Consider the following 26,750-nt stretch of genomic DNA (forward strand, 5'->3'; position numbering starts at 1 on the left):
TTTTGCCCTGCAATAGGGCGTCAATACCCCCTAATTGCACGCTTCGGGTGCGCTAAACTTTAGCCGTAGGGAATGGTGCAGCGCCGCATAACGCCCGCCGTTGCAGGCGTTATGGGAAATCCCGGGTGACGTGCGGCGGCAGCGGACGCGCCCGTTCCGGTGCGCCCGCGGCGCGCTCGCCGGGGGCCTCGTCGGGCGTACTGTCGGGTACGGGTAACACAATATCGATGCGGGTTCCGGGCGGATCGTCGCCGCTGACGGTGATTTCGCCCTTCATTGCCCACACCCGTTCGCGCATGCCGATCAGGCCGAGCGACTGGGCTTTTTCCATGTCGGCCGCCTGGATGCCGCGCCCGTCGTCGCGGATCGAGACCAGCAACTGGCCGTCGATGCGGTAGACATACATGGTCACGTTGCTGGCCCCGGCGTGGCGTGCGATGTTGGTCAGCGCTTCCTGGACGATGCGGAAAATCGCGGTGCTGGCGGCGTCGTCGAGGCGCAGCTCGGCTTCGTCGGCGAACAGCGAGCAGGCGATGCCGTGGCGCTCGACGAATTCGTCGCGCAAGCCCTGCAGCGCGAAATACAGGCCGCCTTCGTCGAGCGCGCGCGGGCGCAGGTTGGTGGCGATGCGGCGCAGCGAGGTGATTGCGGTGAGCAGGTTTTCTTCCATGCCGTTCATCAGGCGCTGGCCGTTGCTGCTGGCGTCGGGCTCCTTTTGCAGCAGGTTCAGGTCCATCCGCAGCGAGGCCAGCAACTGGCCGAGGTCGTCGTGCAGCTCGCGCGCGATGTGGGCGCGCTCTTCCTCGCGCACGGTTTGCAGGGCCGAGGAGAGCTGGCGCAGCTGCGCATGCGAGCGCGACAGCTTTTCCTGCACCTGCTGGCGCTCGGTCACGTCGCGCAGGATGATGGTGTAGATGGTGCGGTCGGCCTCGATCATGCTGGAAATGGAGCCTTCGAGCGGGAAGGTTTCGCCGCTGGCGCGTACGCCCGTGACGGCGTAATCGGTGGCGCGGCGTCCGGCGCGGCCGGCCACGTCGCCGAAATAGGCGGGCGCGGCGTCGCCGGTGACGGTCGGCAGCGGCGCGATGAACTGCTGCAGGGGGCTGCCCTGCATGCGCTCGACCGTGGTCGAGAACATCGCCGCGGCCGAGGGGTTGGCCAGCACGATGGTCTGCGTGTCATCGGTGGAGATGATCGCTTCGCTCGCGTTCTGGATGATCTCGCGGCTGTGGCTGCGCGCAAAGCGCGGCCAGCGGTTATGCGCGAACAAGCGCGCGAGGGAGTGACCGCCCAGCAAACCGAGCACGAACATGATCGCACCCCAGCTCAGGAAGCGGGAAGAACGCTGTTGTGCCATGCGCGCCTGCCGTCGAAAGCCCGCGGGACGCGGACCGTGGGCTGATTATAAAAGCACGCTTGCCGCACGCCTTGAGGCGCGACAAACAGGAAGACGAAGGCGCTGTGATGCGCGGCGCCGGCGGCGGCGGGGTACCAGGTGTCATGTCGTGTCGTGTCGCAAGGTGGTGCATGGGACGGAAGGCATGCGCCGCGAACAGGCGCGGCGGCGGTTTACATTTGCTTGAACAGGTGCAGGAAGCTGCGGCTCACTTCGAGCTTGTCGCTCTTGCCCTTGATAAGCACCAGGTGGCGCCCGCGGATGTCGCGCGTGACCCCTTCGATGGCGTTGACGTTGACCAGGGTGGCGCGGTGAATCTGCCAGAACAGGGCCGGATCGAGTTCTTCGGCCAGGTCGCGCACCGGTTTGCGGATCAGCGCCTCGAAGCGCTCGGTCTGCACGCAGGTGTATTTTTCGTCGGAGCGGAAAAACAGGATCTCCTCGACCGGAATCATGCGCAAGTCCTGGCCGATGCTGGCCTGGATCCATTGCAGGTAGGTCGGCTTGGGCGCCGCCATTTTTTCGGCCAGCTGCGAGAGCATGGCGGTGACGCTGTCGTTGACCGCTTCCTTCGGCTTGGCCAGGCGCGACTTGAGGCGGTCGACCGTCACCTGCAGGCGCTCGGCCTCGGGCGGCTTGAGCACGTAGTCGACCGCGCCGCGCTCGAACGCTTCGACTGCGTACTGGTCGTAGGCGGTGACGAACACGATATTGCTGCCGGCGCCGATCGCGCGCGCCGCTTCCATGCCGGTCTTGCCCGGCATGCGGATGTCGAGGAAGGTCAGGTCCGGCTTGAGCTGGCTGACCAGCTCGATCGCTTCTTCGCCGTTTTTCGCCTCGCCGACGATTTCCAGTTCGGGCCAAGCCTGGTTCAGGCGCAGGCGCAGCTGGTCGCGCATCAGTCTTTCGTCGTCGGCAATAATAGCGGTAGGCATGGTGCGTTTCTGGTGAAGGACAAGAGTGCCAATTATTCAATGAAACCGGGCTTTAATCAATCAATTCCTTGGCCCGTTTTCAACGGCTGCGCTCGCTTGTGCATTACTTCGATACCTGATAAGGCACTTCGATGGTGGCGATCACGCCGCTCGGCGTGTTGGCCGCGATGTGCAGCTGGCCGGCGTCGCCGTGCAGGAGCTTGAGGCGTTCGCGAATCGTCATCAGCCCCAGCCCGGTGCCATCGCTGGGGAACACGCCGAAGCCGACCCCGTTATCGCTGACGATCACGCGCAGCTTGTTGTGCGCCACCTCGGCCACGATGGCGAGGGAGCCGCCTTCGGGCTTGCATTCGAGGCCGTGCTTGATGGCGTTCTCGACCATCGACTGCAGCATCATCGGCGGAAACGCCGCGCTGCGCAGGCCGTCCGGAATGCGCAGGTCGACCTGCAGGCGCTCCTCCATCCGCATCTTCAGCAGGCTCAGGTAGGCCTTGACCATGTCCGCCTCGCGTCCGAGGTTGGTGACCACGGCGTTGTCGCGCATCTGCGGCAGCACCGCCCGCAGGTACTGGATCAGGCTGCGCTGCATGGCCGAGGCGCGCGGCGGGTCGGTCTCGATCAGGTATTCCACCGAGGCCAGGGTATTGAACAGGAAGTGCGGCTCGACCTGGGCCTGCATCATCTGCATGCGCGCTTCCGACAGCTGGCGCTGCATCGATTCGCGCTCGGCGGCGGCATTCGCGGTCTGGGTTTCGGCTTCGGCGCGCTTCTTGCCGCCGACCAGCGCCTTGGTGGCGAACAGGGCCAGCACCAGCAGGGAGACGAAACTCTTGAACCAGGTCGAGGCCTGGCCGTGATACACCTTCACTTTTTCTTCGGCGGCATTTTCGACAGCCGCTTCGATCGCGCTCGACAAACCCTCGACGATCTGTGGCGGCAGCGCGACGCGCACTTCGCCGTCGCCCGACCCGGGTACGACAACTGGCGGGTGCGTTTCCGGCACGATGACCCGGGCCGGTTTGGCGGGCTTGCCGGTATGGACGCCGGCCTCGGGCGGTTGCGGCGCATCGGGAACGTCCGGCGTTTCCGCTGTCTCCGCTGTCTCCGCTGCTTCCGGGACCTCGGGTGTTTCGGGTGCTTCCGGCTGCTCGGGTACTTCGGCCGGCTCGGGCGGCGCCCTGCGCTTAAGCGGCGGACTGTAGCTGATGCCGCTGTCGTCGAAGATGATATTGCCTTCGCGCTTGTCGCGTTTGCGTTCCGGCCGCACCTCGATCACGTCGCCGCCCGAAAACAGCTCGTTCTGCAAGATCGAGGCGGCGATCAGGGCCAGTGCCGCGAACAGGAAAAACTTCCACCACGATAGCTGGGTCACCCAGGTGGCGGTGGCGTCGAAGGCGCGCTGCAGCCACGCCAGGACGGTCGCGATGGCTTGCTCGGGAGGGCGGCGTGCTTCCATGGTGAATATGTTCCGTTAAATGGATGAAAACTGCGATGGATAAAACTGCGTGACATTGCGTGAGATTGTCGTAGCGGCGAGTGTACCCGCTGCGCGCCTCCCGGCGCCCGAAAAAACGCTTGCGGCCGCTAATACTGATGAGATGTTGCCACTGTAGGACGCGCGCCGGCGCCGTGCGCGGCCTTTGCGACAGGCTGCACGATTGGGGGAACAGGGTGCGCGAACAAAGCGTACGGCATCGGAGCGCGCGCAGCGGCCGGTTGCGCGGTATGATGAAGGATCGAACCGGCCGCGGCCGGCCCGCTGTTCCACCTGCCAAAGGGAATGTCCTATGTCTGCCGATGTGAAAAAATACCGTTTGATCACGCGTAGCGATTTCGATGGCCTGGTCTGCGCCGTCCTGCTCAAACACCTGGACCTGATCGACGATATCCTGTTTGTCCACCCCAAGGACATGCAGGACGGCAAAATCGTGGTCAGCGACGGCGATATCACCACCAACCTGCCGTACGTGGCCGGGGTGCACATGGCATTCGACCACCATTTATCGGAGACGATCCGCAACAGCGGCGAGCGCGCCAACCACATCATCCATCCCGAAGCGCCCTCGGCCGCGCGGGTGGTGTACGACTACTACGGCGGCGCCTCGGCCTTCCCGGCCGCCTGGTACGACATGATGGCCGCGGTCGACAAGGGCGACGCGGCGCGCTTCAACCAGCAGGAAGTGCTCGATCCGCACGGCTGGGACCTGCTCAACTTCCTGATGGATGCGCGTACCGGGCTGGGGCGCTTCCGCGACTTCCGCATCTCGAACTACGCGCTGATGATGGACCTGATCGAGTATTGTAAAAATCACACGATCGACGATATCATGGCGCTGCCCGACGTCAAGGAGCGCATGGATCTGTACTTCGAGCACAACGACAAATGCAAGGAACAGATCAAGCGCTGCGCCAGCGTGCACCGCAACCTGGTCGTGCTCGACCTGCGCGCGGAAGAAACCATTTACGCCGGCAACCGCTTCATCATCTACGCCATGTTCCCGGAAACGAATATCTCGATCCACGTACTGTGGGGCCTGAAAAACCAGAACACCGTGTTCGCCACCGGCAAGTCGATCCTGAACCGGACCTCGCGCACCAATATCGGCGCCCTGATGCTCGAATACGGCGGCGGCGGGCACGAAAACGCCGGCACCTGCCAGGTCTCGAACGAACTGGCCGAGGAAGTGCTGGGCGCGCTGATCCAGCGCATCACCAGCGAAGGCTGAGCGCAGGTCCGGTGCATGAAGCGGGCGGGAAGCGGGCGGGCGCCGGCTGGCTCAGGCCGCCGGCGCCGCCACCAGCATATCGTGCAGGGCATGCTCGGCCAGCGGGGCGCTGAAATACGTTCCCTGCAGCTCGTCGCACAGGTTGGCCCTTAAAAACTCCATCTGCACCCGTGTTTCCACCCCCTTGGCGATGACCCGCGCGCCGAGGTCGTGGCCGACATCGATCAGCGCCTTGGCCACCGCGCCGCTGCGCGCGTCGGCCGTGATCTGGTGCACCGCCATCTTGGCCAGCTTGACGTGCGTGAGCGGCAGCTTTTGCAAGAAATTCAGGTTCGAGGAGCTGTCGCCAAAGGCGTCGAGCGAGCGCAGCACGCCCAGGTCGCGCAACTGCGACACCACTTCCACGCTCAGATGCGGATTGATGTTCAGGCTCTCTTCGCGCAATTCGAGTTCCAGCTGCGAAGGCGCTATCTTGTGGGCCGCCAGGATGGCGGCGATGTGTTCGGCATAGTGAGGCTGGGAGAATTCGCGGCCCGAGGCATTGACCGCCACCGGCAGCGGCGCAAACCCGGCGCTGCCCATGCGCTGCATGAAAAGGCAGGCTTCTTCGAGCACATAGTCGCCAATGGCGACGATCATGCCGGTTTCTTCGGCTTCGGGCAGGAATGAGGCGGGCGCCAGCACCCCCAGTTCCGGATGGCGCCAGCGCAACAGCGCTTCCAGTCCCTGGATGCGGCCGCTGCGCAGGCAGATCTGGGGCTGGTACAGCAGGAACAGTTCGTGGCGTTCGAGCGCGCCGCGCATGCCGTCTTCGAGCTTTTGCTTGGCCTGGGTGGTCGACTTCATGTCGGACGAAAAGAAATGCACCTCGCCCGTATTGGCCGCCTTGGCGTGGTACATCGCCACGTCGGCCGCCCGCACCAGGTCGAGCGCGCCTGTGCCGTCATGAGGATAGACGCTCACGCCGATGCTGCCGCCGACCGCGATGTCGGTCGAATCGAAGCTGACCGGCTGCGACAAGCTCACGCGCAGGCGCTCGATCATGCGCAGGGTGTAGCGCAGCGACGGCTGGTTGACTAGCACCAGCACGAACTCGTCGCCCGACAGGCGCGCCACCGTATCGCTCTCGCGCACCGACGATTGCAGGCGCCGCGCCACCATCTTGAGCACCTGGTCGCCCGCCTCGTGGCCATAGCCATCGTTGATCTGCTTGAACCCGTTCAGGTCGATCAGCACGGTGGCCACCAGCGACTTGTTACGCTGGGCCATGTGCAGCGCCTGTTCCAGCCGGTCCCACAGCAGGGTGCGGTTGGCCAGCCCGGTCAGCGCATCGTGGTTGACCTCGTGTTCAAGATGGGCGGTACGCTGCTTGACGGCGGTGACGTCGTTGATGACGCCGATGAAATGGGTGACTTTGCCGGTGCCGTCGCTGACCGGGGTGATGGTCAGGTCGTTCCAGAAAATCTCGCCATTGCGGCGCCGGTTGCGGAACACCACGTTCACTTCGCGCCGCTCGCGCACGGCCGCGCGTAACTGGTCGCGATCGTCCTCGTCCATGCCGGGTATGCCCATGAAGCGCGCATCGCGCCCGATCACTTCTTCCGAACTGTAGCCGGTGATGCGCTCGAAGGCCGGGTTGGCGTACTCGATCGGATTGTCGCGGCCGGCGCAGCGCGAAATCACCAGGCCGCTGCTGGTGGCGTGCAGGGCGCGTTCGCGCAGGCGCAGCCGGTCTTCCTGGGCGCGCCGTTCGGAAATATCGAGCCCCATGCCGCACAGGTAATAGCGGCCGCGGCAGCTGATGCGCGCGCCGCACAGCAGGTAGGGCGTGGCGTGGCCGTGCTTGTCGAGATAATTCGCCTCGACCATGGCCTGGGCGCCGTGATCGAAGACGTTGCGGATGCTGGCGGCGATCACGCGCTTTTCGGCCAGGTGATACATGTCGAGCGCGTTGGCGCAGCGCACTTCATCGGGGGCCATGCCGGTGACCTGTTCCAGCGTTGTGTTCCACAGCGCAAAGCTGCCATCCTCGCGCAGCACGTAGAAGGTGCCGGGCAGCACATCGATGATGCTCGAGAGCGGCATGCGCCCGACCGCCTCGGAATCGGACTCGTCGCTGGCGCCGTCGAGCATGGCGATCAGATGGCTGAGCGCGCCGTCGTGGCCGAACTGCGGCAGCAGGGTGAGGAAAATGGTGTGGGTGCTGCCGTCGGGGCGCACGAATTCGAGCTCGGCGGCATCGCAATCGCTGGGAATACCGGCCCAGCGCTGGCGCCAGGTTCCGCGGCCCTGTTCGCTGAGCAGCGCCGTCAGGGGCTGGCGCAGCGCATCGGCGGCGGCGATGCCGAGCACTTTTTCGCACGCGCTGTTCCAGGTAATGATCTGGCCGCTTGCATCGATCAGCAAGGCCGCAGAACGGGCTTTCTCGCGGGCAGGCATGCACCTCTCCAATCGTCACGATGAAGGTTGGACAGGCAAAAGAGCGGGAGGTTCGGCGCCGCCAGCACCGTGGCGAAAGAAATTGAGGCGGGGTACCGGCGGGCAAGCAGCCCGCCGGGAAGTGCGCAAGCGCCTTATGCCAGCGCGATTTCCTGGCGTACCGGCAAGGCGATCTGGTTATCGACGCTGAACTGGTAGTCCTGGAACACATGCTCGGCCGACAGCATCTGGTAATTGCCGTCGGCCAGCTTGTGGGTTGTATCCTTGAGGCGATAGGTGTAATGGCCGCAAGTCCAGCAATTGAAATTGCGCATGTGCGTGCACAGGCAGGTCTTGTCCATCACCACCACGGTCTTGCTGTCCGGATTGGCCAGCACTTCGCGGTTGTACGAATTGATGTAAGAACAGTTCCCGGTCGCATCGAGCAGATAGCCATACGATTCGCAGCCCGGGCGGATGCCGGCGCCGATCGCCGGCGTGCTCTTGAGCATGCGCATCGGATAGCCGGTCGGCGAGATGCCGTTGACGATGATGTCGTCTTCGGTGGCGCGCACGTACTCCTGCTTGACCTTGTCCGGCAGGCCGCACTCGTGGGTGATGGTGAAGCGGGTCGCCACCTGAACGCCGGCGGCGCCTTTTTCCAGGAAGCCGGCCGCGTCGGTGCCGGTGAACACGCCGCCGGCCGCGATCAATGGAATCTCAAGCTTTTCTGCGCGCATGTACGCATGGATTTCATCCATGATGGTGTGCAGGTCGTACTCGGCCCAGTCCATGCCGAAGCCCAGGTGGCCGCCGGCCAGCGGGCCTTCGACGATGATGAAGTCCGGCAGGCGGTCCAGCTTGGCCACCTTGCGCAGGAAAATCTGCAGCGCGCGCACGGACGAGACGATGATGCCCAGCTTGGCGTCGCGGAAACGCGGATGGTCGGCGATCAGCGCGAACGAGCCCAGGTGCAGGCCGGCCGACATGGTGATGCCGTCGATGCCGGCGTCGAGCGCGGCCGTCAAACGCGTGCGCAAGGTTTCGCGCGGCGAATTCATGGTCAGCTTTTCCATGCAGTTCACGAAAATGAGGCCATCGCCGCGTTTCGCTTCCATGGTCGCGCCGACGTGGCGGCGGGTGGCATCGGCCAGGCGCGCCAGGTCGAACTGCACCACCGCCTTGTCCATATTGTTGATATTGAACTTATAGGTCTTGGTTTTGTCTTTGACATAGCTGGTGTCGAACTTGCGGTCCGAAACATCCTCAACCATGGCATCGGAAATATGCCCGATCCCGCCCAGGCGCGCCGCTTCGAGTGCCAGTTCGGAGGTCGAAATATCGACGCCCATGCCACCGATCATGATGGGCACATATTCCTTGTTGCCCAGACGCAGGCGGAAATCATCAACACGTTTCATTGCTATCCTTAGACTGCCAAGTTTACTGGTGCGCTGGCGCGGCCTGCGGGCCGCTTGCGCACCTACAATTCTACCCCAAGCGACCCTGGGTGTTCTGCGTTCCAGCGAGCAAAGCCGGGACAATACTCCACGGTATGTCCGCGCTTCCAGGGCGGCGCGCTGCGGCGCCACCGGCCGGCATCTCGCCCACTCCCGCCCGACCTCGCCGATTGAACGACGAAGCCGAACGATCGGCGCGCCGTGCTGCTTAATCGCGGAAGTTATTGAATTCCAGCGGCATGTCGGGCACATCCTTGCGCAGCATCGCCATGGCGGCCTGCAAGTCGTCGCGCTTGGCGCCGGTGACGCGCACCGATTCGCCCTGGATGCTGGCCTGGACCTTCATCTTGCTATCCTTGATCACCTTGACGATTTTCTTGGCATCGTCGGTTTCGATGCCGTTTTTCACCTTGATCACCTGTTTGACCTTGTCGCCGCCGATTTTCTCGATCTTGCCCTCATCGAGGAAACGCACATCGACCTTGCGCTTGGCCAGCTTATTGGTCAGCACATCGCGCACTTGCGAGAGCTGGAAATCGGAATCGGCGAACGCGGTCAGTTCGGTATCCTTCTGTTCGACCTTGGCCGAGCTGCCTTTGAAATCGAAACGGGTGGTGATTTCCTTGTTCGACTGCTCGACGGCGTTTTTCACTTCAATCATGTCTGCTTCGGAGACGACATCAAACGACGGCATAATGGGATCCTTTTTACTTGCAAAATGTAGAATGCCGATATTTTAACGGACAACGGGGGCGGCGCCCCTGAACTGCACCGGTTTTTTCCCCTAAATGCCTCCACAACGCTCATTCATGCCAACAGACCTCGTCATTTCGCCCGACTTTTCCCTCCGCAGCGTCAATACATTCGGCATCGACGCCCGCGCGCGCGCCTACCTCAGGGTGACCCAGGCCGGGCAACTGGCGCAGGTGATGGCCGATCCGGCGCTGGCGGCCATGCCGCGCCTGCTGCTCGGCGGCGGCAGCAACACCGTGCTCACGGGCGACTTCGAGGGACTGGTGCTGCACATGGCCATCGAAGGACGCGCGCTGGTGGGCGAAGCAGTGACAGCGGACAGCGGCAGTGTGCTGGTGCGCGCCGGCGCCGGCGAAACCTGGCATGACTTCGTGCAATGGACGCTCGCGCAGGGGCTGGGCGGGCTGGAAAACATGGCCCTCATTCCCGGCACGGTGGGCGCCTCCCCGATCCAGAATATCGGCGCCTACGGGGCAGAAGTCAAGGACCTGTTCCATGCGCTGACGGTATTCGACATCGCCGCCGGAACGCTGCGCACGATGGACGCGGCGGCCTGCCGCTTCGGCTACCGCGACAGCGTGTTCAAGCATGCCGACGGGGCGGGGCTGGTGATCGTCGACGTCACCTTCGCGCTGCCGCGCGCGTGGGTGCCCAACCTCAAGTACGCCGAGCTGGCGCAGGAACTGGCGGCAGGCGGGCTGGGGGCGCCGACGGCGCAGCAGATCAGCGACGCGGTGGTGGCGATCCGGCGCCGCAAATTGCCCGATCCGGCGCAGATCGGCAACGCCGGCAGCTTCTTCAAAAATCCCGTGGTCGGTAGCGAACAATGTACCGCCTTGCTGGCCGCGCACCCGGCGCTGGTGCATCACAAACAGGCCGACGGCAGCGAAAAGCTCGCGGCCGGCTGGCTGATCGACCAGTGCGGCTGGAAAGGGCGCAGCCTGGGCGCGGCCGGCGTCTATGAAAAGCAGGCGCTGGTGCTGGTCAACCGTGGCGGTGCCAGCGGCGCCGAGGTGCTGGCGCTGGCGCGCGCCATCCAGGCCGACGTGCTGGCCCGTTTCGGGGTCGCCCTCGAAACCGAGCCCGTCTTCGTCTAAGCGAGCCAGGCCATGCGCGCCAGGCCTGCGCCTGGCGCTCCCCGGGGCGACCCTGTCCGGGTGACCCTGTCCGGGCGACCCTGTCCGGGCGACCCTGTCCGGGCGACCCCTTCCACGTCGACAATGTTCAGAAAACATTATCTTTTTTGTCAATTCTGCTAAATAATGAAAGTGCGAGTGAAGCGCTTCCAATTCCGGTTTCCGCGATTGCCGGCGCCTTCTCGCCAAGGGTAGCCCGCAACCGTGCGACAGCACTGGCGGGTCCCGGCCATTCAATCAGGAGACAAACAAGATGCGAGACAAATTACGTACCTCGATCCGGACGGTGCTGGCAGCGGCCGCCTGTGGCGCCATGCTGGCCGCCTGCGATAGCGACAGCGACCCGGCCAAACCGGATATCCCCACGCCGCCGCCCGTCGCCGTCGACAAGGTAGCGCAGTACAGCGACTTCCCCAACGTGCCCAGCGATATCAAGAAGGATCCGGCGATGGAGTCCTCCATCGCCGCGATCGTGGCCGGGATGAGCGTGGCCGAGAAAGTCGGACAGATGACGCAGCCCGAAATCAAGAGCATCACCCCGGACCAGGTGCGCCAGTACTATATCGGTTCGGTGCTGAACGGCGGTGGCTCTTTTCCGGGTAACAACAAGCTGGCGGCGCCGGCGGACTGGCTCAAGCTGGCCGACGCCTACTGGAAAGCGTCCATGGCCACCGATGCCAAGGTTAAAATCCCGGTGATCTGGGGTACCGACGCGGTGCACGGCCACAATAATGTGTACGGCGCCACCATGTTCCCGCATAACATCGGCCTGGGCGCCGCCAACGATCCGGCCATGATGCGCCGCATCGGCGCGGCCGTGGCCGCCCAGGTATCGTCGACCGGGATCGACTGGACCTTCGCCCCGACCCTGGCGGTGGTGCGTGATGACCGCTGGGGCCGCACCTATGAAGGTTATTCCGAAGATCCCTTGATCGTCACCAGGTACGCGCGTGAAATGGTCAAGGGCTTGCAGAACGATTTTGCCGGCGGCGGCAACGTCATCGCCACGGCCAAGCACTTCATCGGCGACGGCGGCACCGATCTGGGCCGGGATCAGGGCGTCAACATGTCCAGCCGCAACGACATGATCAACATTCACGGCCAGGGGTACTACCACGCCCTTGGCGCCGGCGCCCAGACCGTGATGGCCTCGTTCAACAGCTGGGACAATGAGAGCCTGACTATCAAGGTCGGCAAGATGCACGGCAGCAAAGAGATGCTGACCGATGTGCTCAAGACCAAAATGGGCTTCGACGGCTTCGTCATCGGCGACTGGAACGGCCACGCCCAGGTGCCTGGCTGCAGCGACGGCAGTTGCGCGCAGGCGATCAAGGCCGGGGTCGACATGATCATGGTCCCGGACAAGTGGAAAGAGTTTATCGAAAACACCATCGCCTCGGTCAACAATGGCGACATTCCGCTGGCGCGCATCGATGATGCCGTCACCCGCATCCTGCGCGTGAAATTCCGGGCCGGTATCATGACGGCCAAGGCGCCGCTCGAACGCCCCTTCACCGATGCCAGCCGCCTGCAGCATCGCGCCCTGGCGCGCGAAGCGGTGCAAAAGTCGCTGGTACTGCTGAAAAACGACAACAAGGTATTGCCGCTCAAGCGCGGCGACAAGATCCTGGTGGTCGGCAAAAGCGCCGACAGTCTGTCCAACCAAACCGGCGGCTGGTCGCTCACCTGGCAGGGCACGACCAACACCAATGCCGACTTCCCGAACGCCGACAGCATCCTGGCCGCGATCAAATCGGTGGCCGGCGACGCCAACGTGGTGTACCGCCAGAACGCCGCCGACGTCAAGGTGGCCGACTTCAAGGCGGTCATCGCCGTCATCGGCGAAACCCCGTATGCCGAAGGCGTGGGCGATATCGGCCGCAGCGGCACGCTGGAGCATGCGCGCCGCTATCCGGAAGACCTGGCCGTGCTCGATGCCGTCACTGGCAAGGGCGTGCCGGTGGTCACCGTGCTAGTCACCGGCCGTCCGGTCTGGGTCAACAAGGAACTGAACCGCTCAAGCGCGTTCGTGGTGGCCTGGCTGCCCGGCACCGAAGGCAAGGGCGTCACCGATGTCCTGTTCCGCAAGGACAATGGCGACGTCAATCTGGACCTGCACGGCAAGCTGTCGTTCTCCTGGCCCAAAACGGCGTGCCAGATGGCCAACAAGGGCGACGCCAACTACGCTCCGCTGTTTGCCTATGGTTTCGGGATGCGCTACGCGGACGACAGCAAACTGGGCAAACTCGACGAAACGGCGCCGACCCTCGGCTGCGCCCAGGCCGCCGGTAACGGCAGCCAGGCCAGTAGCGACCTGGAGGTGTTCCGCTCGGCCGACCAGGCGCCCTACACGGCCCGCATCGGCGACCCGAGCGCCTGGTCGCTGGCGCTGGGCGCCGACCTGAACGCGGTCACGACCTTGCCCAACGTCAAAGCCGAGACCACCCAGATCAATGTCCAGCAGGACGGCAAGAAAATCAGCTGGAGCGGCGCCGGCCAGTTCTATTCGCAAGCGGCTGCCACGGCCGACCGCGAAGCCTACCTCAACGCCGACGCGGCCCTGGTGTTCGACACCATCGTGCACAAGGCCCCGGCCGGGGCGGTGAAAATGCGGGTGGACTGCAAGCACCCTTGCGCGGGAGAAGTGGACGCCACCAGTTTGTTCAAGGGGCTGCCGCTGGAGACCAGGCGTAGCGTGAAAGTGCCGCTGTCCTGCTTTGCCGCCAAGGGCGCCGACTTCACCCTGATCGATACGCCGTTCCTGGTCTATACCGAGAAAGCGTTGGTCGCCTCGTTCGCCAATATCCGCTGGGTGCCGGGCGCTGGCAAGGATGCCGATGCCGCCACCTGTGCCAGCCTGGTGCCGGAACCGGTGGTGTTCGCGCCGCCGCTGGCGGGACCAAGCTACGGCGTGTTCGATGCGGGCGCGCTGACGGGCGACCTGGCGCTGACCACGTACTCGTCCAATGGCAGCCACGTCAAGGCCAGCATCAAGCCTGGCGATGGACTGGACATGAGCTTCGCCGCCGACGGGGGCGACGGCCTGGTGATGATCACCGGCACGCCGGTCAATCTGAGCAACTTCGCCGGCGGCACCTTGCAGTTCGAAATCAATGTCGGCAGCTATGGCGCCAATACGGGCGGCCTGGCGGTCAAGATGGAAAGCCCTGGCACCAATTGCAAGTCGGGCGATTATGTCTTCGGCCGTCCGGCGCCGGGTGGCTGGACGCCGGTCTCGGTCAAGGTCGGTACGCTGATTGCGGCGGCCGATCCCTGTTTTGACCTGCGCAACATCGGCATGCCGTTCGGCACCTTGCCAAAGTGGGGCGACCAGCAGGGGGTGCAGTACAAACTGCGGCAGATCCGCTTCGTGCGGTAAGCAGTTGTCGCGCTAAAGGACGGACGCCGGGCGGCGTCCGTTCAAGCGGGTCAGCCGAAGTGGCAGACGTAGTCGAGTGTTTCGGTGGTGTCGATCTGGAACGAGGTGTTGGCGCCGACGCTGAAACGCTCGCCCGCGCCGTAGTCTTGCCAGGCGTCGCTGCCGGCCAGCTTGACCCGGCATTTGCCGGCCACGACTTCCATCACTTCCGGCGCCGCCGTGTTGAAGGTCAGCTGCGAGGGGAAGATCACGCCGACGGTTTTCTTGCTGCCATCGGCCAGCAACAGCGTGTGCGAGACGCATTTGCCGTCGAAGTAGATATTGGACTTTTTACTGACGGCGACATTGTGAATTATGCTCATGAATTTCCTTGTTCAGGTGGGAGGGATGTCGGTGTCGGCCACGCACACGCGGTTGCGCCCGGCGGTCTTGGCGGCGTACAGGGCCTTGTCGGCGCGCGCGGTCAGCTGGTCGGCGCTGTCGCCGCGCGAGGGCACCACGCTGGCCACGCCGATCGACATGGTGACGATGCCGCCCGCCGCCTGCGGATTGTCCAGCGCCAGCTTTTCGAGGTGGCTGCGCACGGCGTCCGCCACCACCTGCGCACCGGCCAGGCTGGTCTCGGGCAGGATGATGGCGAATTCTTCGCCGCCGTAGCGCGCCGCCAGGTCGGCCGGACGCTTGAGGTTTTCGGTCAGCACGGCCGCCGCCTTTTTCAGGCACAGGTCGCCCGCCAGGTGGCCGAAGCTGTCGTTGTAGGCCTTGAAGCAATCGATATCGCACATCAGCAGCGAGAGCGGCTTCTGTTCGCGCTGGCCTCGCTGCCATTCGAGCTTGATGACGTCGTCGAAGCGGCGCCGGTTGGCGATCCCGGTCAGGCCGTCGAGCGCGGCGAGCTTTTGCAGTTCGATGTTCGCTTCGGCCAGTTTTTGCTGGCTCTCGCGCAGGAAGCGAAACGCTTCGTCGCGCTGCAGCCGGCTGATGTGCGCCGCCGAGTGGTAGCGCACCCGCGCCAGCAGTTCCAGCCGGTCCGGCAGCTTGACCATGTAGTCGTTGGCGCCCACCGCAAAGCTGTGCGCCTTGAGCTTGGGGTCTTCCTTGGCCGAGAGCACGATCACCGGCACGTGGCGCAGGCTCTCGCGCTCGCGGTACTGCGCGATCAGCCCGAAGCCGTCGATGCCGGGCATGACCAGGTCTTGCAGAATCAGGCTCGGCTGCAATTGTTCGGCCGTCTCGAGCGCCAGCGACGAGTCCAGCACGTAGTGGTATTCAATGTCGGCTTGATCGGCCAGCATGCGCCGCACCGCCTCGACAATGATCGCCTGGTCGTCCACGATCAGGACCCGCACCTTGAAAACGGCCGGTTCCGGCATGTAGGTTTTGTAAACTTCAGACATCGGTCATATGCTTTTCGGTAGTGAGCCGGCGCCAAGGTGGGTACTCAATTCCCGGCCGGTTTCGACCCAATTCTACTGCGCAATGCCCGACCGATGTTTTCCAAGGATAAAATTTGCTGCGCGGCATCGATTTCAGCGGCGGCGCGCGGCATGCCGTACACGGCGCTGCTGGCCTGGTCCTGGGCGATGGTGGACTTGCCGGCCTGGCGCATGGCGAGCAGGCCGGCGGCGCCGTCGCGCCCCATGCCGGTCAGCAGCACGCCGGTGGCCTCGCCTTCCCAGTGCCGCGCCACGCAGTGGAAAAACACGTCGACCGAGGGCCGGTAGGCGTACTCGCGCGGCACTTCGTCGTAGTGCAGGCGGTGGCGCGCGCTCATGACCAGGTGGTCGTTGGTGCGGGCGATCTGCACGCAGCCCGCTTCGAGCGGGTCGCCGTCTTCGACCACGCGCACCGGCATCAGGAGCTGCTCGCCGAGCCACTTGGAAAAGTGGGCGGCGAAGTTTTCGTCGATGTGCTGGACCACCACGATGGCGGTGCCGGGGGCCGGGTTCCAGCCGGCCAGGATCTTGGCCACGGCGATTGGGCCGCCGGTCGACGATCCGATCGCCAGCAGGTGCTTGATTTTTCCATCGAGCCGCTCGGGCGCTTGCGCCGACTGGGTCTCGGCGCCGCTCACGCGAATCAGTTTGCCGATGGTTTTGATCTTGTGCAGCAGCGCCGCGTCGCCGCCGCCGCCGCGCGCCAGCAGCGGCGTGGCGGTGACGTCGAGCGCGCCGGCGCCGAGCGCGCGGAACACCTGGCTCACATTGTCCTGCGGCTGGCCGGTGACCACCAGGATCGCGCAGGGCGTGCGTTCCATGATCTGGCGGGTCGCTTCGACTCCGTCCAGTACCGGCATGTTCAGGTCCATCAGGACCAGGTCGGGCAGGTTGTCGGCGCACATGCGCACCGCTTCCAGGCCGGTGCGCGCGATCCACGCCACCTGGTGTTCGCTGGTGCTGGCCACCACCCGGCGCAGCGCTTCGGCCGCCATGGCGACGTCGTTGGCAATCCCGATCTTCATAGGCCGGCGTCTCCGATCAGGTCGAACACGGCGTCGAGCAGGGTCTCGTCGTGGAAGCTGCCCTTGGTCAGGTAGTAGTCGGCGCCGGCGCTCATGCCGCGCGCGCGGTCTTCGGGACGGTCCTTGTAGGAGACGATCATCACGGGCAGTTTGTACAAGTGGATATCCTTCTTGACCAGGCCAACGAGTTCGATGCCGTCCATGCGCGGCATGTCGACGTCGGTGATTAACAGGTCGTAGTCGCCGCTGCGCACCACGTTCCAGCCGTCGATGCCGTCAATCGCAATATCGACCTGGTAGCCGCGCCCCTGCAGCAGCTTGCGTTCCATCTCGCGCACGGTGAGCGAGTCGTCCACCACCAGGATGCGCTTGACCTTGCGTTTTTCCGGGCCGCCGCGCGCGCCCAGCTGGTGCAGGCCGCCTTCGTGCAGCAGTTTGTCGATCGACAGCAGCAGGTCTGGCACGTCGAGGATCAGGACCGGGACGCCGTCGTCGAGCAGGGCGCCGGCGCTGATGTCGCGCATCTTGCCGAAGATCGGATCGAGCGCCTGCACCGCCAGGCTTTGTTCGCCGCGAATCGCATCGACAACCAGCGCGTAGCGGCGCTGGGCCGCGCCGATCACCACCACCGGCAGTTCGGCCGCGCCGGCCCCGATCTGGCCCAGTTCGAGCACCTGGGCCGCCGACACCAGGCCAAGGTGCTCGCCGCCGAAGTCGAAGAACTGCTTGTTTTCGAGCGTGTGGATCTCGCTTTGCGGCACCTTGAGCACCCGTTCGACCTTGACGATCGGGATGGCGTAGGCTTCGCCCTGCACCTCGACCACCAGCGCGCGCACGATCGATTGCGTGAGCGGCAGGGTGATAAAGGTGCGAAAGCCGGCGCCCGGCACCGACTCGATGCGCACCGTGCCGTTCTGTTCGCGGATGGTCTGGTGCACGATGTCCAGGCCCACGCCGCGCCCGGAGATGGCGCTGGTGGTTTCCTTCAGGCTGAAGGCGGGCAGGAACAGGAATTCGATCAGTTCGGGCTGCGACATGGCGGCAGCCATGGCGGCGCTGGCCATCTTGCGCTCGATTACCTGGCGCCGGATGCGTTCGATGTCCACCCCGCGCCCGTCGTCCGAAATTTCGATACTGAGCATGCCGGCGCGGTGGCGCGCTTCCAGCACGATGGTCCCAAACGCGGGTTTGCCGGCGGCGATGCGCTCGGACTGGCTTTCCATGCCGTGGTCGACGGCGTTGCGCAGCATGTGGTTGAGCGGACTTTCGATGCGCGCCAGGATGTCGCGGTCGACCAGCGTGTCTTCGCCTTCGATGAGCAGCTGGGCTTCCTTGCCCAGGCTGCGCGCCAGGTCGCGCACCATGCGGGGAAAGGCTTGCACGCCGTCGCGGAAAGGGCGCATGCGCAAGGTCAGCACTTCGTCCACCAGGTTTTTCGATACCCCCAGCAGGCGCCGCTCGTAGCTTTCGATGTCGGCCATGTGTTCGAGCATGAACTGCTTGAGCGGATGGGCCTTTTGCCCGGTCAGGGCCGATTGTTCGATCAGGGCCGGGTCGCCGCCGCGTACCACCGCGTCGTGCAGTTGTTCGAGTGCCTGGAACAGGGTCGCCTGGTTGCGCTTGAAGCGCTGGAGCGATGCGATGAACGGGTGCATCTGGTGCGCGTTGATGCGCGATTCGCTGGCCAGGGCCAGCAGGCGGTCGAAGTTCTGGGCCACCTTGGGCGCGCTCTGAGCCCGCTGCGGGGCCGCTTCTTCGGGTGCCGGCGGCGGCGCGGCCGCTACCACGGCGGCCACGGCAAGCGGCGCCACCGGGGCCGGCGGCGGCATCTCCAGCAGCGGCGCCGACTGGATCTGTGCAATGCCGGCGATGCTGTTCATGGTGCCGGTGATGCGCGCGCCATGCTGCTCCAGCCAGGCCGGCAGGCCGGCTTCGTCCAGGGTCGAGAATTGCAGGATCAGGTCGACCCCGGCCAGCAGCACGTCGATGCGCGCGGGCGTGAGCTGCAACTGGCCGTGCTGGGCGGCGATGAAGGCGTCTTCCATGCCGTGCGCCAGCTGTACCACCACGTCCAGGCCGACGATGGCGGCCGCGCCCTTGATCGAGTGGGCGGCGCGCATCATCGCATCAAGGGTGGAGGCGTCGCCGCCGCCGCGCTCCATGGAGAGCAAGCCGTCGGTGAGGATCTGGGTCTGGCCGTCCGCCTCCATGCGGAACAGGTCCAGCATCGAGAATTGACTGAGGTCGCCGCTGCCGCTGCTCATCGCAATAACCTGGTCAGCTGGTGGCCGATCAGCGGCGCGTCGAGCACGCCGATGCGCATCTCGCCGTGGGTCAGCACGCCCGTGATGAAGCGCTGCAAGCCCTTGTTGAGCGTGGCCGCCGGCGCGCCCACGCTGGTCGCGCCGTAGCGCAGGATGCCGTGCAGGTCGGCCACCGGCAGGGCGAAGCACTGTTCTTCCCAATTGATGACGAGCAGGCGCGCGAACACATGGCGCCCGCCCTGTTGCGGGGCGTCGTTTTCGTCGATGCCGAGCAGGGTGGCCAGGGCGATGCAGGGCGCCAGGGTGCCGCCGACGTTGACGATGCCGGTCAGGCCGCCGCCGCTGCGGTGCGGCAGCGAATGGCTGGCCGCCAGCGGCGCGACCGAGGCCACGATGCGGGTCGGCAGCATCAGCCATTCGCGCCCGAGGCGGAACACCAGGCCCGAGCTGTCGTGCTGCGCGCGCGCGGCCTGCGGCTGGCGCAGCAGCGCGGCCCAGTCCTCGCGGTAGGCGGCGTCCACCGGGCGCTGCATGCTGCGTTTGGCCGCGCCGGCGTACACCTCGCAGTTGCGGCAGTGGACGTGCTGTTCGAGCTTGGGACAGCTCATGTCGCCGGCCACGCCGATCCGGTTCCAGCAATCCTGGTCGTCGAGCGCGTGCAGGGTGTCCGGGACGCTGCTCATCGGGCATCCTTGCGCGCCGCGCTGTCGCGCTCGTTACCGTTGGCGCGCTGGTAGATGCGCGCGGCGCGCTGCTTGAAGGCGGCCGCCTGGACCCGGTCGCCGCTTTGCTCGGCCAGCAGGGCCAGGTGGCACAGCGCCTCGTAGTGATCGGGTTTGAGGTAGACGCAGCGGCGCCAGTAGTCGCCGGCGGCGTCCATTTTCTGTTCGCATTCGCTGACCATGCCGAGGATGAAATAGGCGTCGGCCGAATCGGGATCGTGCTCCAGCAGCTCGCGGCAGGCCGCGGCGGCGCCCTGCAAGTCGCCCAGGTCGGACTGGCGGCGCGCGCGCGCGAGCAGGTCGGCCGCTGCGGTCTTGAGCGCGGCCGGCGCCGTGGCGCGCAGCGGGCGCGCGACTGGCCCCGCGCTCAGCGCCGGCGTATGGACCACCGGCCGCGCCGGCGGCGGCGGGCGCGCGTGCTGGCGCGCCGGCAGGCGGGGCGGCCAGGACGCACCGGCGCCGGCTTTTTCGAGCGCGAACGCACCCGGCGCGCGCAGCGCGGCAAAGCCGTTGCGGCAGAACGCCGGTACTTCGGCGTAGCCGGCGAACAGGATGCCGTCGTCGGCCAGCAGGCGCGACAGGCTGGCGATGGCCGCCGCCACGGTGGGGTCGTCGAAGTAGATCAGCAGGTTGCGGCAAAAAATGACGTCGTAGTAGCCCGGCCGGCTGGAAAAGGCCGGATCGAGCAGGTTGGCCTGGTTGAACGTCACCTGGCCGCGGATCTCGTCGCAGATCTGGTATTCGGCGCCGACCGCCGTAAAAAAGCGCTCGCGAAAATCGAGATGGCGCCCGCGAAAGGCATTGCGGGTATAGAGGCCGGCGCGCGCGCGCGCCAGCGCCACCTGCGACAGGTCGACCGCGTCGATCGCGACGTCGGCGCCGCCCACGCCGGCGCTGCGCAGCGACATGGCCATCGAATACGGCTCTTCGCCGCCGGCGCACGGCACCGACAGGATGCGCACCGGGCGCGCGCCGCCCGCTTCCAGGCGCCGCGCGATGAAAGCGGTGGCCGCCACGAAGGCTTCGGCATCGCGGAACATCCACGATTCCGGCACCACCACCAGTTCGGTCAGCGCCGTCATTTCCTGCGCGCTGGTGGCCAGCAGGCGCTGGTAGGCAAGGGCGTCGGCCAGCGCGAGCGCCTGCATGCGCCGTTCGACGGCGCGCTCCACGATGGCCTCGGTCAGGTTCAGGCCCGTCACTTGCTGGAGCCGGTCGCGTGCACTCATGGCGCCGCTCCCGCGCCCTGGAACAGCAGCGCGCGCACGTCCGGCGCGAGCAGTTGATCGAGGCTGACCAGTTGCAGCATGCCGGCCGCGCTGGCCGAGACCCGGCCCAGGAAAGGCGCGCCGGCCACGCCCGGTTCGAGCAGGGCCTCGCCATCGACGCTGTCGACGCCGACCACGTGTTCGGCCAGCAGGCCGAGCGGGCGCGTGGCGCCGTCGCCCAGCGCTTGATCGAGCCGATAGTCGACCAGGATGATGCGCGAGTCGTACCAGAGCTGGGCGGGCGGCACCCCGGCCAGGCTGGAGAGGTCGATCACCGGCACCGGTTCGCCGTGCAGGTCGAGCAGGCCGGCCACCCAGGCCGGCGCGCGCGGAATGGCTTTCAGGGCGGCGGCCGGCACCACCCGCGCCACCGCCCACAGGGGCAGGGCGTAGCGGTCGGCGCCGATGTGAAAGACCATCACTTTCATCGACGCGCTCCTCAGGCGTTGACCGAGAAGGTGGCCACCGACGATTGCAGGTCGCTGGCGGCGTACTGCAACTGGTGCACCGCTTCGCTGGTGGCCTTGAGCGATTCGACCGTCTGCTGGGTGGCGTCGTTCAACTGCATCATGGTGTCGGAAATCTGCGAAGCGCCCACCGCCTGCGACTGCATCCCCTGCAGCACCAGGTCGAACTGGGGCGCGAGTTTTTGCACCTGGTCCATCACGGTCGAGAGCTGTTCGCCCACCTGGCGCACTTCGCCCACGCTGCGCCGGATCTCTTCGGAGAATTTGTCCATGCCCATCACGCTGGCCGATACCGCCGACTGCATCTCCTTGAGCATTTGCTCGATGTCCCAGGTCGAGACCGAGGTCTGGTCGGCCAGGCGCCGGATTTCGGTGGCCACCACCGAGAAACCGCGCCCGGCGTCGCCGGCTTTTTCGGCTTCGATCGCGGCGTTGAGCGAGAGGATGTTGGTCTGGTCGGCCACCTTGGTGATGGTGATCAGCACACTGTTGATGTTGCTCGCTTTTTCGGACAGCGCGGCCAGCTTGGCGTTGATGGAGTCGGTGGCCGAGACCATGTGCTGCATGGTGCTGTCCATGCGCTTGAGGTTTTGCTGGGCGTCGGCGGTGGCGCTGGTGGTGTAGTCGGCCACCGCGGTGGCGTCTTCCATGGTTTTCAGCAGCTGGGTGGTGTTGGCCGAGATTTCCTTGGTGGTCGAGAGGATTTCGATGCTGGTCTGGGCCTGTTCGATGCCGGTCGCTTCCTGCTGCTTGGCCGAGGCGGCGATTTCGGTGGCCGAGGTGGTGACCTGGATGCCGGCCTTTTGCACGTTGTTGAGCAAAATGCGCAGGTTGCCGACCATGGTTTTCAGGCCGTCGCCCATGCGGCCGATGGCGTCGGTCCCGGTAATCGTCACGGTGCCGGTCAGGTCGCCGATGGCGGCCTTGGAGACCACGTCGAGCAGGGCGTCGACATTGGCGCGCAGGGTATTGGTGGCGGCCGCCTGGTCGGCCTGGCTGTCCTGGATCGATTGGGCCATGCGGTTGAATTCTTCGGTGACCTTGCCCAGCTCGTCGCCCGACACCACCGCCGCGCGCGCCGACTGCTGGCCGGCGGCGATCTTGCCGACCGCTTCGGTCAGGTTGTTGAGGGGAGTGAGCAGGGCGCGCGCCAGCATCCAGGCCACGATCGAGGCCAGCGCCACGCAGATCACGCCGCCCACGCTCAGCAGCAGCGACATGGTCTGCTGCAGTTGGGCCGATGCGGCCGAGCGCCCCGCCAGCAGGGCGCTTTCGTCCTCGCCCATCTGGTCGATCAGGGCGCGCACCTGGCTGACGCTCTGGAAGCCGCTCGCCAGTTCGGGCGAACCGACGATGTGCGCGGTGACTTCGTCACTGGCCTTGCCCAGGGCGCGGCGGCGCTCGATCAGCGGGTGGATGACCGTCTTGAGCCAGGTGGAGGTCAGCTCGTCGAGCTTCTTGACGCGCGCATTCTGGGTCGGATTGTCGGCGGTGAGCTCGATTGCGCGGCGGATGTTTTCGCCTAAAAACTTTTCTTCGTTGATGTCGGGAGTCAGGAAGCGCTCGTCGCCGGTGAGCAGGAAGCCGCGTGTTTCAGCCTGGATTTCCAGCACATTCGTCGCAATTTTGTTGGTTTCAAGCAGGACCTCAAGCGTGTGGCGATCCCAGCGGCTTGCTTCGGACACCTTGGAGAAATTGTTGTAGGCCAGGATCAGCAGGAACAGGATGATGGCGACAATGGCGCCGAAGCCGAGAAACAGCTTGTTCTTGATGCTCAGGTCTGTAAACATGGGGGGGCTCTCCGGGTACGATGTTGTTCTCTATAAATGTAACATCGTTGAAGCACGGCACGGTACATTTTCGTCTCTAACAAACCGTCAGCCCCAAAAAAAACGTCGCCCCTGCCATTGGCAGAAACGACGGATCAACCGCATTGGTCTTGCCAGGGACTTACTGGCCGCGCTTCTCGCGCGCCACGGCCGCAATGCGCATGCGCAGCGCATTGAGCTTGATGAAACCGCCGGCGTCGGCCTGGTTGTAGGCGCCGCCATCTTCGTCGAAGGTCGCGATGTTCATGTCGAACAGCGAATCGGTCTTCGAATCGCGCGAGACCACGATCACATTGCCCTTGTACAGCTTCATGCGTACCCAGCCGTTGACGGTTTGCTGGGTGTGGTCGATCAGGGTTTGCAGCGCGACGCGCTCCGGCGCCCACCAGTAGCCGTTGTAGATCATCGACGCGTAGCGCGGCATCAGGTCATCCTTGAGGTGGGCCACTTCGCGGTCCAGGGTGATCGATTCGATGGCGCGGTGGCCGCGCAGCATGATGGTGCCGCCCGGGGTTTCGTAGCAGCCGCGCGACTTCATGCCGACGTAGCGGTTTTCGACCAGGTCAAGGCGGCCGATGCCGTGCTTGCCGCCCAGGCGGTTCAGTTCCGTCAATACAGCTGCCGGCGACATGCGCACGCCGTTGATGGCCACGATGTCGCCCTTTTCGTATTCGAGGTCGAGGTACTCGGCCTGGTCCGGTGCCGCTTCCGGGCTGACGGTCCAGCGCCACATCGATTCTTCGGCTTCGGCGCTCGGGTTTTCCAGATGGCGGCCTTCGAAGGAGATGTGCAGCAGGTTGGCGTCCATCGAGTAGGGCGCGCCGCCGTTCTTGTGCTTCATGTCGACGGCGATGCCGGCGTCTTCCGCGTATTTGAGCAGTTTTTCACGCGACAGCAGGTCCCATTCGCGCCACGGGGCGATGATCTTGACGTCGGGTTTGAGCGCATACGCGCCCAGTTCGAAACGCACCTGGTCGTTGCCCTTGCCGGTGGCGCCATGCGAAATCGCGTCGGCGCCGGTGGCGCGCGTGATTTCGATCAGGCGCTTGGCGATCAGGGGACGGGCGATCGAGGTGCCGAGCAGGTATTCGCCTTCGTACACGGTGTTCGCGCGGAACATCGGGAACACGAAGTCGCGCACGAATTCTTCGCGCACGTCGTCGATGTAGATGTTCTCGGGCTTGATGCCGAACTTGATGGCTTTGGCGCGCGCCGGTTCCAGCTCTTCGCCCTGGCCCAGGTCGGCGGTGAAGGTGACGATTTCGCACTTGTAGTTATCCTGCAGCCATTTCAGGATGACCGAGGTGTCCAGGCCGCCCGAATAGGCGAGGACTACTTTTTTAATGTCGCTCATGGAGATTCCAATCTTGGGTTGACGATGTGGTGTTGTTATTCCGCGCTGCCCGGGATTGCGCCGAGCAGCAGGTATTCGATCAGCGCCTTCTGCACGTGCAGGCGGTTTTCGGCCTCGTCCCAGACCACCGACTGCGGTCCGTCGATGACCTCGGCCGCGACTTCCTCGCCGCGGTGGGCCGGCAGGCAGTGCATGAAGAGCGCGTCGGGCGCGGCGCGCGCCATCTTGGCGCCATCGACGATGTAGCCGTCGAAAGCGGCCAGGCGGGCCGCGTTTTCCTTCTCGTAGCCCATGCTGGTCCACACATCGGTGTTGACCAGGTGGGCACCCTGGCACGCGTCCGACGGGTTGTCGAAGACGGTGAAGCGGGTGGTCGACACCAGCGCATGGTCGATGTCGTAGCCTTTGGGCGTGGCGACGTTCAGGTGGAAGCCGAACACGTCGGCCGCCTGCAGCCAGGAGTACAGCATGTTGTTGGCGTCGCCCACCCAGGTGACGATCTTGCCGGCGATCGAGCCGCGGTGTTCGACGAAGGTGAAGATATCGGCCAGCACCTGGCACGGGTGGTGTTCGTTGGTCAGGCCGTTAATCACCGGCACGCGCGAGTTGGCGGCGAAGCGCTCGATGATGTCCTGGCCGAAGGTGCGCACCATGATGATGTCGCACATGCGGCTCATGACCTGGCCGGCGTCTTCGACCGGTTCGCCGCGTCCGAGCTGGCTGTCGCGCGTGTTCAGGTAGATCGCGGCGCCGCCCAGCTGGTGCATGCCGGCTTCGAACGAGAGGCGGGTGCGGGTCGAGTTCTTCTCGAACACCATGACCAGGGTGCGGTCGATCAGGGGGTGGTAGACCTCGTAGTTCTTGAACTTGCGCTTGATGATCTTGGCGCGTTCGATCACGTACTCGAATTCGGCCAGCGTGAAGTCGGAAAACTGGAGGAAATGCTTGATCGGTTTATTTGTAGGCATAGACACAACGATTGAATGCGTGAGCCGCAGGCGGCCGGGCCCTGGCGTAGGGTTGCGGATCAATTATAAGGGTTTTGAAAATTTGCCGGGGGCAACCGCATACTATACCGCATGGCGCCGCCAGCCATCCGGCGGGTCCACAGGGTGGCCGGCACCGGTCAGTCCGCAAAATAGCGTTTTGCCTTGCTTGAGAATCCGAATGCGTAGATCCACCAGCCCATCAGCGCTGGCGCGACGATCGTGCCGCCGGTGGCAGTGGCGAGCCGCTCGGCATCGTTGGCGTAGTGCGCCGTATCCGGGATGAAAAACAGGGCGGCGGTCAGCGCCGTCATGCCGAGCACGGCAAGCCAGCGAGCCCATTGCCGCCGGCGCAGAATGCCAAACAGTGCGCCCAGCCCGGCTGCAAGCAGGGCCAGGCGCCATCCGACGTCGGGCAGGAAGCTGACAGGCAGTCCAGCCCCGTAAGAGAATACAAACCAGATGATCGCCGCGGTGTTCACCGCAAACAAGAGCGCCAGCGCGCCCAAGACCAGCAGTAGCAGCCATATGGACAGTGGACGCTTGCCTGGCGCGGGGCGGAGGTCGGGCGCCAGGCTGGACGGGGATTGGTATGGATTATGCATCCGCTACTATAAGGTCAATCAATCTCGGTAGCAACAACTGCCTTGGCGCTGGATTCAGCCCGCAAAATAGCGGCGTGCCTTGGCCGATAAGCCGAAGCGGTAGGCCCACAAGGCCATCAGCAATGGCGCCAGGATCATGCGGCCAAAGGCGCCGCCGCTGCGCTGGGCTTCATTGTCGTACCGCGCCGTATCGGGCATGAGCAAGACCATGAGCGTGAGTCCGGCGATGACGAGCAGGCCGAGCCAGCGCCCCCAGCGCCGCCGTTGCGCGACGCCGATCAGCGCGCCCACGAAAAACGCCACCATGGCCAGGCGAATGGCGACGTCGACCATGAAGCGGACGTTCATCCAGCCCGGAAGCGCGATCAGCATCCAGATGGAACTGATCGCGCCGAAGGCGATCAAGAGCGCGATCACGGCCAGGACCAGCAGAAGCAGCCATACCGACAGCGGCCGCTTGCCCGGGGGCTGGGCGGGCTCCATCGCGGAGCCCGCCGGGGATTGATACGGATTGTGCATCCAGCAACTATAGTTTCAATCAATCCCAGAAGCAACACTTCCTTTGTAAAACCCCGGCGCCGCCGCATCACG

Annotated in this window: 21 protein-coding genes; 3 read left to right on the forward strand and 18 right to left on the reverse strand. The window is 65.0% G+C overall.

Going from position 1 to position 26,750, the window contains the following annotated elements; genetic code table 11:
• Positions 1-109: 109 nt before the first annotated feature.
• The 3 genes from F2P45_RS08845 to F2P45_RS08855 form a co-directional block, all read right to left on the reverse strand.
• The gene (locus tag F2P45_RS08845; protein ID WP_229504983.1) at positions 110-1,357 is read right to left on the reverse strand and encodes a PAS domain-containing sensor histidine kinase; all 1,248 of its coding nucleotides are present in this window, start codon (positions 1,355-1,357) and stop codon (positions 110-112) included.
• Positions 1,358-1,569: 212 nt separating this feature from the next.
• Positions 1,570-2,331: a LytR/AlgR family response regulator transcription factor gene (locus tag F2P45_RS08850; RefSeq protein ID WP_166873012.1), complete on the reverse strand. Its 762-nt coding sequence runs from the start codon at positions 2,329-2,331 to the stop codon at positions 1,570-1,572.
• A gap of 103 nt (positions 2,332-2,434) precedes the next feature.
• Positions 2,435-3,787 (reverse strand): sensor histidine kinase, encoded by a 1,353-nt coding sequence (locus tag F2P45_RS08855; RefSeq protein WP_166873015.1) that lies wholly within the window; start codon positions 3,785-3,787, stop codon positions 2,435-2,437.
• A 331-nt stretch (positions 3,788-4,118) separates the two neighbouring features.
• On the opposite strand from F2P45_RS08855, the gene F2P45_RS08860 reads away from it, so the two are divergent.
• A complete protein-coding gene (locus F2P45_RS08860; RefSeq protein WP_166873018.1) occupies positions 4,119-5,057 on the forward strand; it encodes an exopolyphosphatase in 939 nt (312 codons plus the stop codon).
• A 51-nt stretch (positions 5,058-5,108) separates the two neighbouring features.
• Here F2P45_RS08860 and F2P45_RS08865 read toward each other — a convergent pair whose 3' ends face one another.
• From F2P45_RS08865 to F2P45_RS08875, 3 genes are all read right to left on the reverse strand, one after another.
• A complete protein-coding gene (locus F2P45_RS08865) occupies positions 5,109-7,496 on the reverse strand; it encodes a sensor domain-containing protein (protein ID WP_166873021.1) in 2,388 nt (795 codons plus the stop codon).
• A 134-nt stretch (positions 7,497-7,630) separates the two neighbouring features.
• Positions 7,631-8,896, reverse strand: coding sequence for a nitronate monooxygenase (locus F2P45_RS08870; RefSeq protein WP_166873024.1), 1,266 nt, complete (start codon positions 8,894-8,896; stop codon positions 7,631-7,633).
• 247 nt (positions 8,897-9,143) lie between these two features.
• Positions 9,144-9,629 carry a YajQ family cyclic di-GMP-binding protein gene (locus F2P45_RS08875; protein ID WP_099881460.1) on the reverse strand — a complete coding sequence of 162 codons (486 nt, stop codon included), beginning with the start codon at positions 9,627-9,629 and terminating at the stop codon, positions 9,144-9,146.
• Positions 9,630-9,744: 115 nt separating this feature from the next.
• Between F2P45_RS08875 and murB the strand changes: the two genes are divergently transcribed.
• Entirely contained in the window at positions 9,745-10,785 is a 1,041-nt protein-coding gene (murB, locus tag F2P45_RS08880; RefSeq protein WP_166873027.1) for a UDP-N-acetylmuramate dehydrogenase, read from the forward strand.
• Positions 10,786-11,077: 292 nt separating this feature from the next.
• A complete protein-coding gene (locus tag F2P45_RS08885) occupies positions 11,078-14,203 on the forward strand; it encodes a glycoside hydrolase family 3 protein (RefSeq protein ID WP_229504984.1) in 3,126 nt (1,041 codons plus the stop codon).
• A 50-nt stretch (positions 14,204-14,253) separates the two neighbouring features.
• On the opposite strand, the gene ppnP is transcribed toward F2P45_RS08885, so the two are convergent.
• The 12 genes from ppnP to F2P45_RS08945 all read right to left on the reverse strand — a co-directional run bounded on the left by ppnP (position 14,254) and on the right by F2P45_RS08945 (position 26,642).
• Positions 14,254-14,565 carry a pyrimidine/purine nucleoside phosphorylase gene (ppnP, locus tag F2P45_RS08890; RefSeq protein WP_166873030.1) on the reverse strand — a complete coding sequence of 104 codons (312 nt, stop codon included), beginning with the start codon at positions 14,563-14,565 and terminating at the stop codon, positions 14,254-14,256.
• 12 nt (positions 14,566-14,577) lie between these two features.
• Positions 14,578-15,600: a diguanylate cyclase gene (locus F2P45_RS08895; RefSeq protein WP_166873034.1), complete on the reverse strand. Its 1,023-nt coding sequence runs from the start codon at positions 15,598-15,600 to the stop codon at positions 14,578-14,580.
• A 44-nt stretch (positions 15,601-15,644) separates the two neighbouring features.
• Complete coding sequence (cheB, locus tag F2P45_RS08900) at positions 15,645-16,664, reverse strand: chemotaxis-specific protein-glutamate methyltransferase CheB (RefSeq protein ID WP_166873037.1); 1,020 nt, start codon at positions 16,662-16,664, stop codon at positions 15,645-15,647.
• Entirely contained in the window at positions 16,661-18,928 is a 2,268-nt protein-coding gene (locus F2P45_RS08905) for a hybrid sensor histidine kinase/response regulator (RefSeq protein WP_166873040.1), read from the reverse strand. The genes cheB and F2P45_RS08905 overlap by 4 nt, the downstream gene beginning before the upstream one ends.
• Positions 18,925-19,611 carry a chemotaxis protein CheW gene (locus F2P45_RS08910; protein ID WP_166873043.1) on the reverse strand — a complete coding sequence of 229 codons (687 nt, stop codon included), beginning with the start codon at positions 19,609-19,611 and terminating at the stop codon, positions 18,925-18,927. Before F2P45_RS08910 ends, F2P45_RS08905 begins: the two co-directional genes overlap by 4 nt.
• Entirely contained in the window at positions 19,608-20,879 is a 1,272-nt protein-coding gene (locus F2P45_RS08915; protein WP_166873046.1) for a CheR family methyltransferase, read from the reverse strand. Before F2P45_RS08915 ends, F2P45_RS08910 begins: the two co-directional genes overlap by 4 nt.
• Positions 20,876-21,346 carry a chemotaxis protein CheW gene (locus F2P45_RS08920; RefSeq protein WP_166873049.1) on the reverse strand — a complete coding sequence of 157 codons (471 nt, stop codon included), beginning with the start codon at positions 21,344-21,346 and terminating at the stop codon, positions 20,876-20,878. Before F2P45_RS08920 ends, F2P45_RS08915 begins: the two co-directional genes overlap by 4 nt.
• A gap of 11 nt (positions 21,347-21,357) precedes the next feature.
• Positions 21,358-23,175 carry a methyl-accepting chemotaxis protein gene (locus tag F2P45_RS08925; RefSeq protein WP_166873052.1) on the reverse strand — a complete coding sequence of 606 codons (1,818 nt, stop codon included), beginning with the start codon at positions 23,173-23,175 and terminating at the stop codon, positions 21,358-21,360.
• Between the two features lie 160 nt (positions 23,176-23,335).
• Positions 23,336-24,568, reverse strand: coding sequence for an argininosuccinate synthase (locus F2P45_RS08930; RefSeq protein WP_099881441.1), 1,233 nt, complete (start codon positions 24,566-24,568; stop codon positions 23,336-23,338).
• A 35-nt stretch (positions 24,569-24,603) separates the two neighbouring features.
• Positions 24,604-25,536 carry an ornithine carbamoyltransferase gene (gene argF, locus F2P45_RS08935; RefSeq protein ID WP_166873055.1) on the reverse strand — a complete coding sequence of 311 codons (933 nt, stop codon included), beginning with the start codon at positions 25,534-25,536 and terminating at the stop codon, positions 24,604-24,606.
• A gap of 158 nt (positions 25,537-25,694) precedes the next feature.
• Entirely contained in the window at positions 25,695-26,063 is a 369-nt protein-coding gene (locus tag F2P45_RS08940; protein ID WP_166873059.1) for a hypothetical protein, read from the reverse strand.
• 150 nt (positions 26,064-26,213) lie between these two features.
• Complete coding sequence (locus F2P45_RS08945) at positions 26,214-26,642, reverse strand: hypothetical protein (protein WP_166873062.1); 429 nt, start codon at positions 26,640-26,642, stop codon at positions 26,214-26,216.
• Between the last annotated feature and the right edge of the window lie 108 nt (positions 26,643-26,750).

It is taken from the genome of Massilia mucilaginosa, from assembly GCF_011682145.1.
Lineage (GTDB): Bacteria > Pseudomonadota > Gammaproteobacteria > Burkholderiales > Burkholderiaceae_D > Telluria_A > Telluria_A mucilaginosa.

Excerpts from the sequence above, each read along its gene's own strand:
- F2P45_RS08925 (WP_166873052.1), bottom strand. The coding sequence starts at position 23,175 with ATGTTTACAGACCTGAGCATCAAGAACAAGCTGTTTCTCGGCTTCGGC.
- F2P45_RS08915 (WP_166873046.1), bottom strand. The coding sequence starts at position 20,879 with ATGAGTGCACGCGACCGGCTCCAGCAAGTGACGGGCCTGAACCTGACC.
- F2P45_RS08945 (WP_166873062.1), bottom strand. The coding sequence starts at position 26,642 with ATGGAGCCCGCCCAGCCCCCGGGCAAGCGGCCGCTGTCGGTATGGCTG.
- F2P45_RS08860 (WP_166873018.1), top strand. The coding sequence starts at position 4,119 with ATGTCTGCCGATGTGAAAAAATACCGTTTGATCACGCGTAGCGATTTC.
- F2P45_RS08850 (WP_166873012.1), bottom strand. The coding sequence starts at position 2,331 with ATGCCTACCGCTATTATTGCCGACGACGAAAGACTGATGCGCGACCAG.
- F2P45_RS08905 (WP_166873040.1), bottom strand. The coding sequence starts at position 18,928 with ATGAGCAGCGGCAGCGGCGACCTCAGTCAATTCTCGATGCTGGACCTG.
- cheB (WP_166873037.1), bottom strand. The coding sequence starts at position 16,664 with ATGAAGATCGGGATTGCCAACGACGTCGCCATGGCGGCCGAAGCGCTG.
- F2P45_RS08875 (WP_099881460.1), bottom strand. The coding sequence starts at position 9,629 with ATGCCGTCGTTTGATGTCGTCTCCGAAGCAGACATGATTGAAGTGAAA.
- argF (WP_166873055.1), bottom strand. The coding sequence starts at position 25,536 with ATGCCTACAAATAAACCGATCAAGCATTTCCTCCAGTTTTCCGACTTC.
- F2P45_RS08885 (WP_229504984.1), top strand. The coding sequence starts at position 11,078 with ATGCGAGACAAATTACGTACCTCGATCCGGACGGTGCTGGCAGCGGCC.
- F2P45_RS08855 (WP_166873015.1), bottom strand. The coding sequence starts at position 3,787 with ATGGAAGCACGCCGCCCTCCCGAGCAAGCCATCGCGACCGTCCTGGCG.
- F2P45_RS08910 (WP_166873043.1), bottom strand. The coding sequence starts at position 19,611 with ATGAGCAGCGTCCCGGACACCCTGCACGCGCTCGACGACCAGGATTGC.
- F2P45_RS08895 (WP_166873034.1), bottom strand. The coding sequence starts at position 15,600 with ATGTCTGAAGTTTACAAAACCTACATGCCGGAACCGGCCGTTTTCAAG.
- F2P45_RS08845 (WP_229504983.1), bottom strand. The coding sequence starts at position 1,357 with ATGGCACAACAGCGTTCTTCCCGCTTCCTGAGCTGGGGTGCGATCATG.
- F2P45_RS08865 (WP_166873021.1), bottom strand. The coding sequence starts at position 7,496 with ATGCCTGCCCGCGAGAAAGCCCGTTCTGCGGCCTTGCTGATCGATGCA.
- F2P45_RS08870 (WP_166873024.1), bottom strand. The coding sequence starts at position 8,896 with ATGAAACGTGTTGATGATTTCCGCCTGCGTCTGGGCAACAAGGAATAT.
- F2P45_RS08920 (WP_166873049.1), bottom strand. The coding sequence starts at position 21,346 with ATGAAAGTGATGGTCTTTCACATCGGCGCCGACCGCTACGCCCTGCCC.
- ppnP (WP_166873030.1), bottom strand. The coding sequence starts at position 14,565 with ATGAGCATAATTCACAATGTCGCCGTCAGTAAAAAGTCCAATATCTAC.
- F2P45_RS08930 (WP_099881441.1), bottom strand. The coding sequence starts at position 24,568 with ATGAGCGACATTAAAAAAGTAGTCCTCGCCTATTCGGGCGGCCTGGAC.
- murB (WP_166873027.1), top strand. The coding sequence starts at position 9,745 with ATGCCAACAGACCTCGTCATTTCGCCCGACTTTTCCCTCCGCAGCGTC.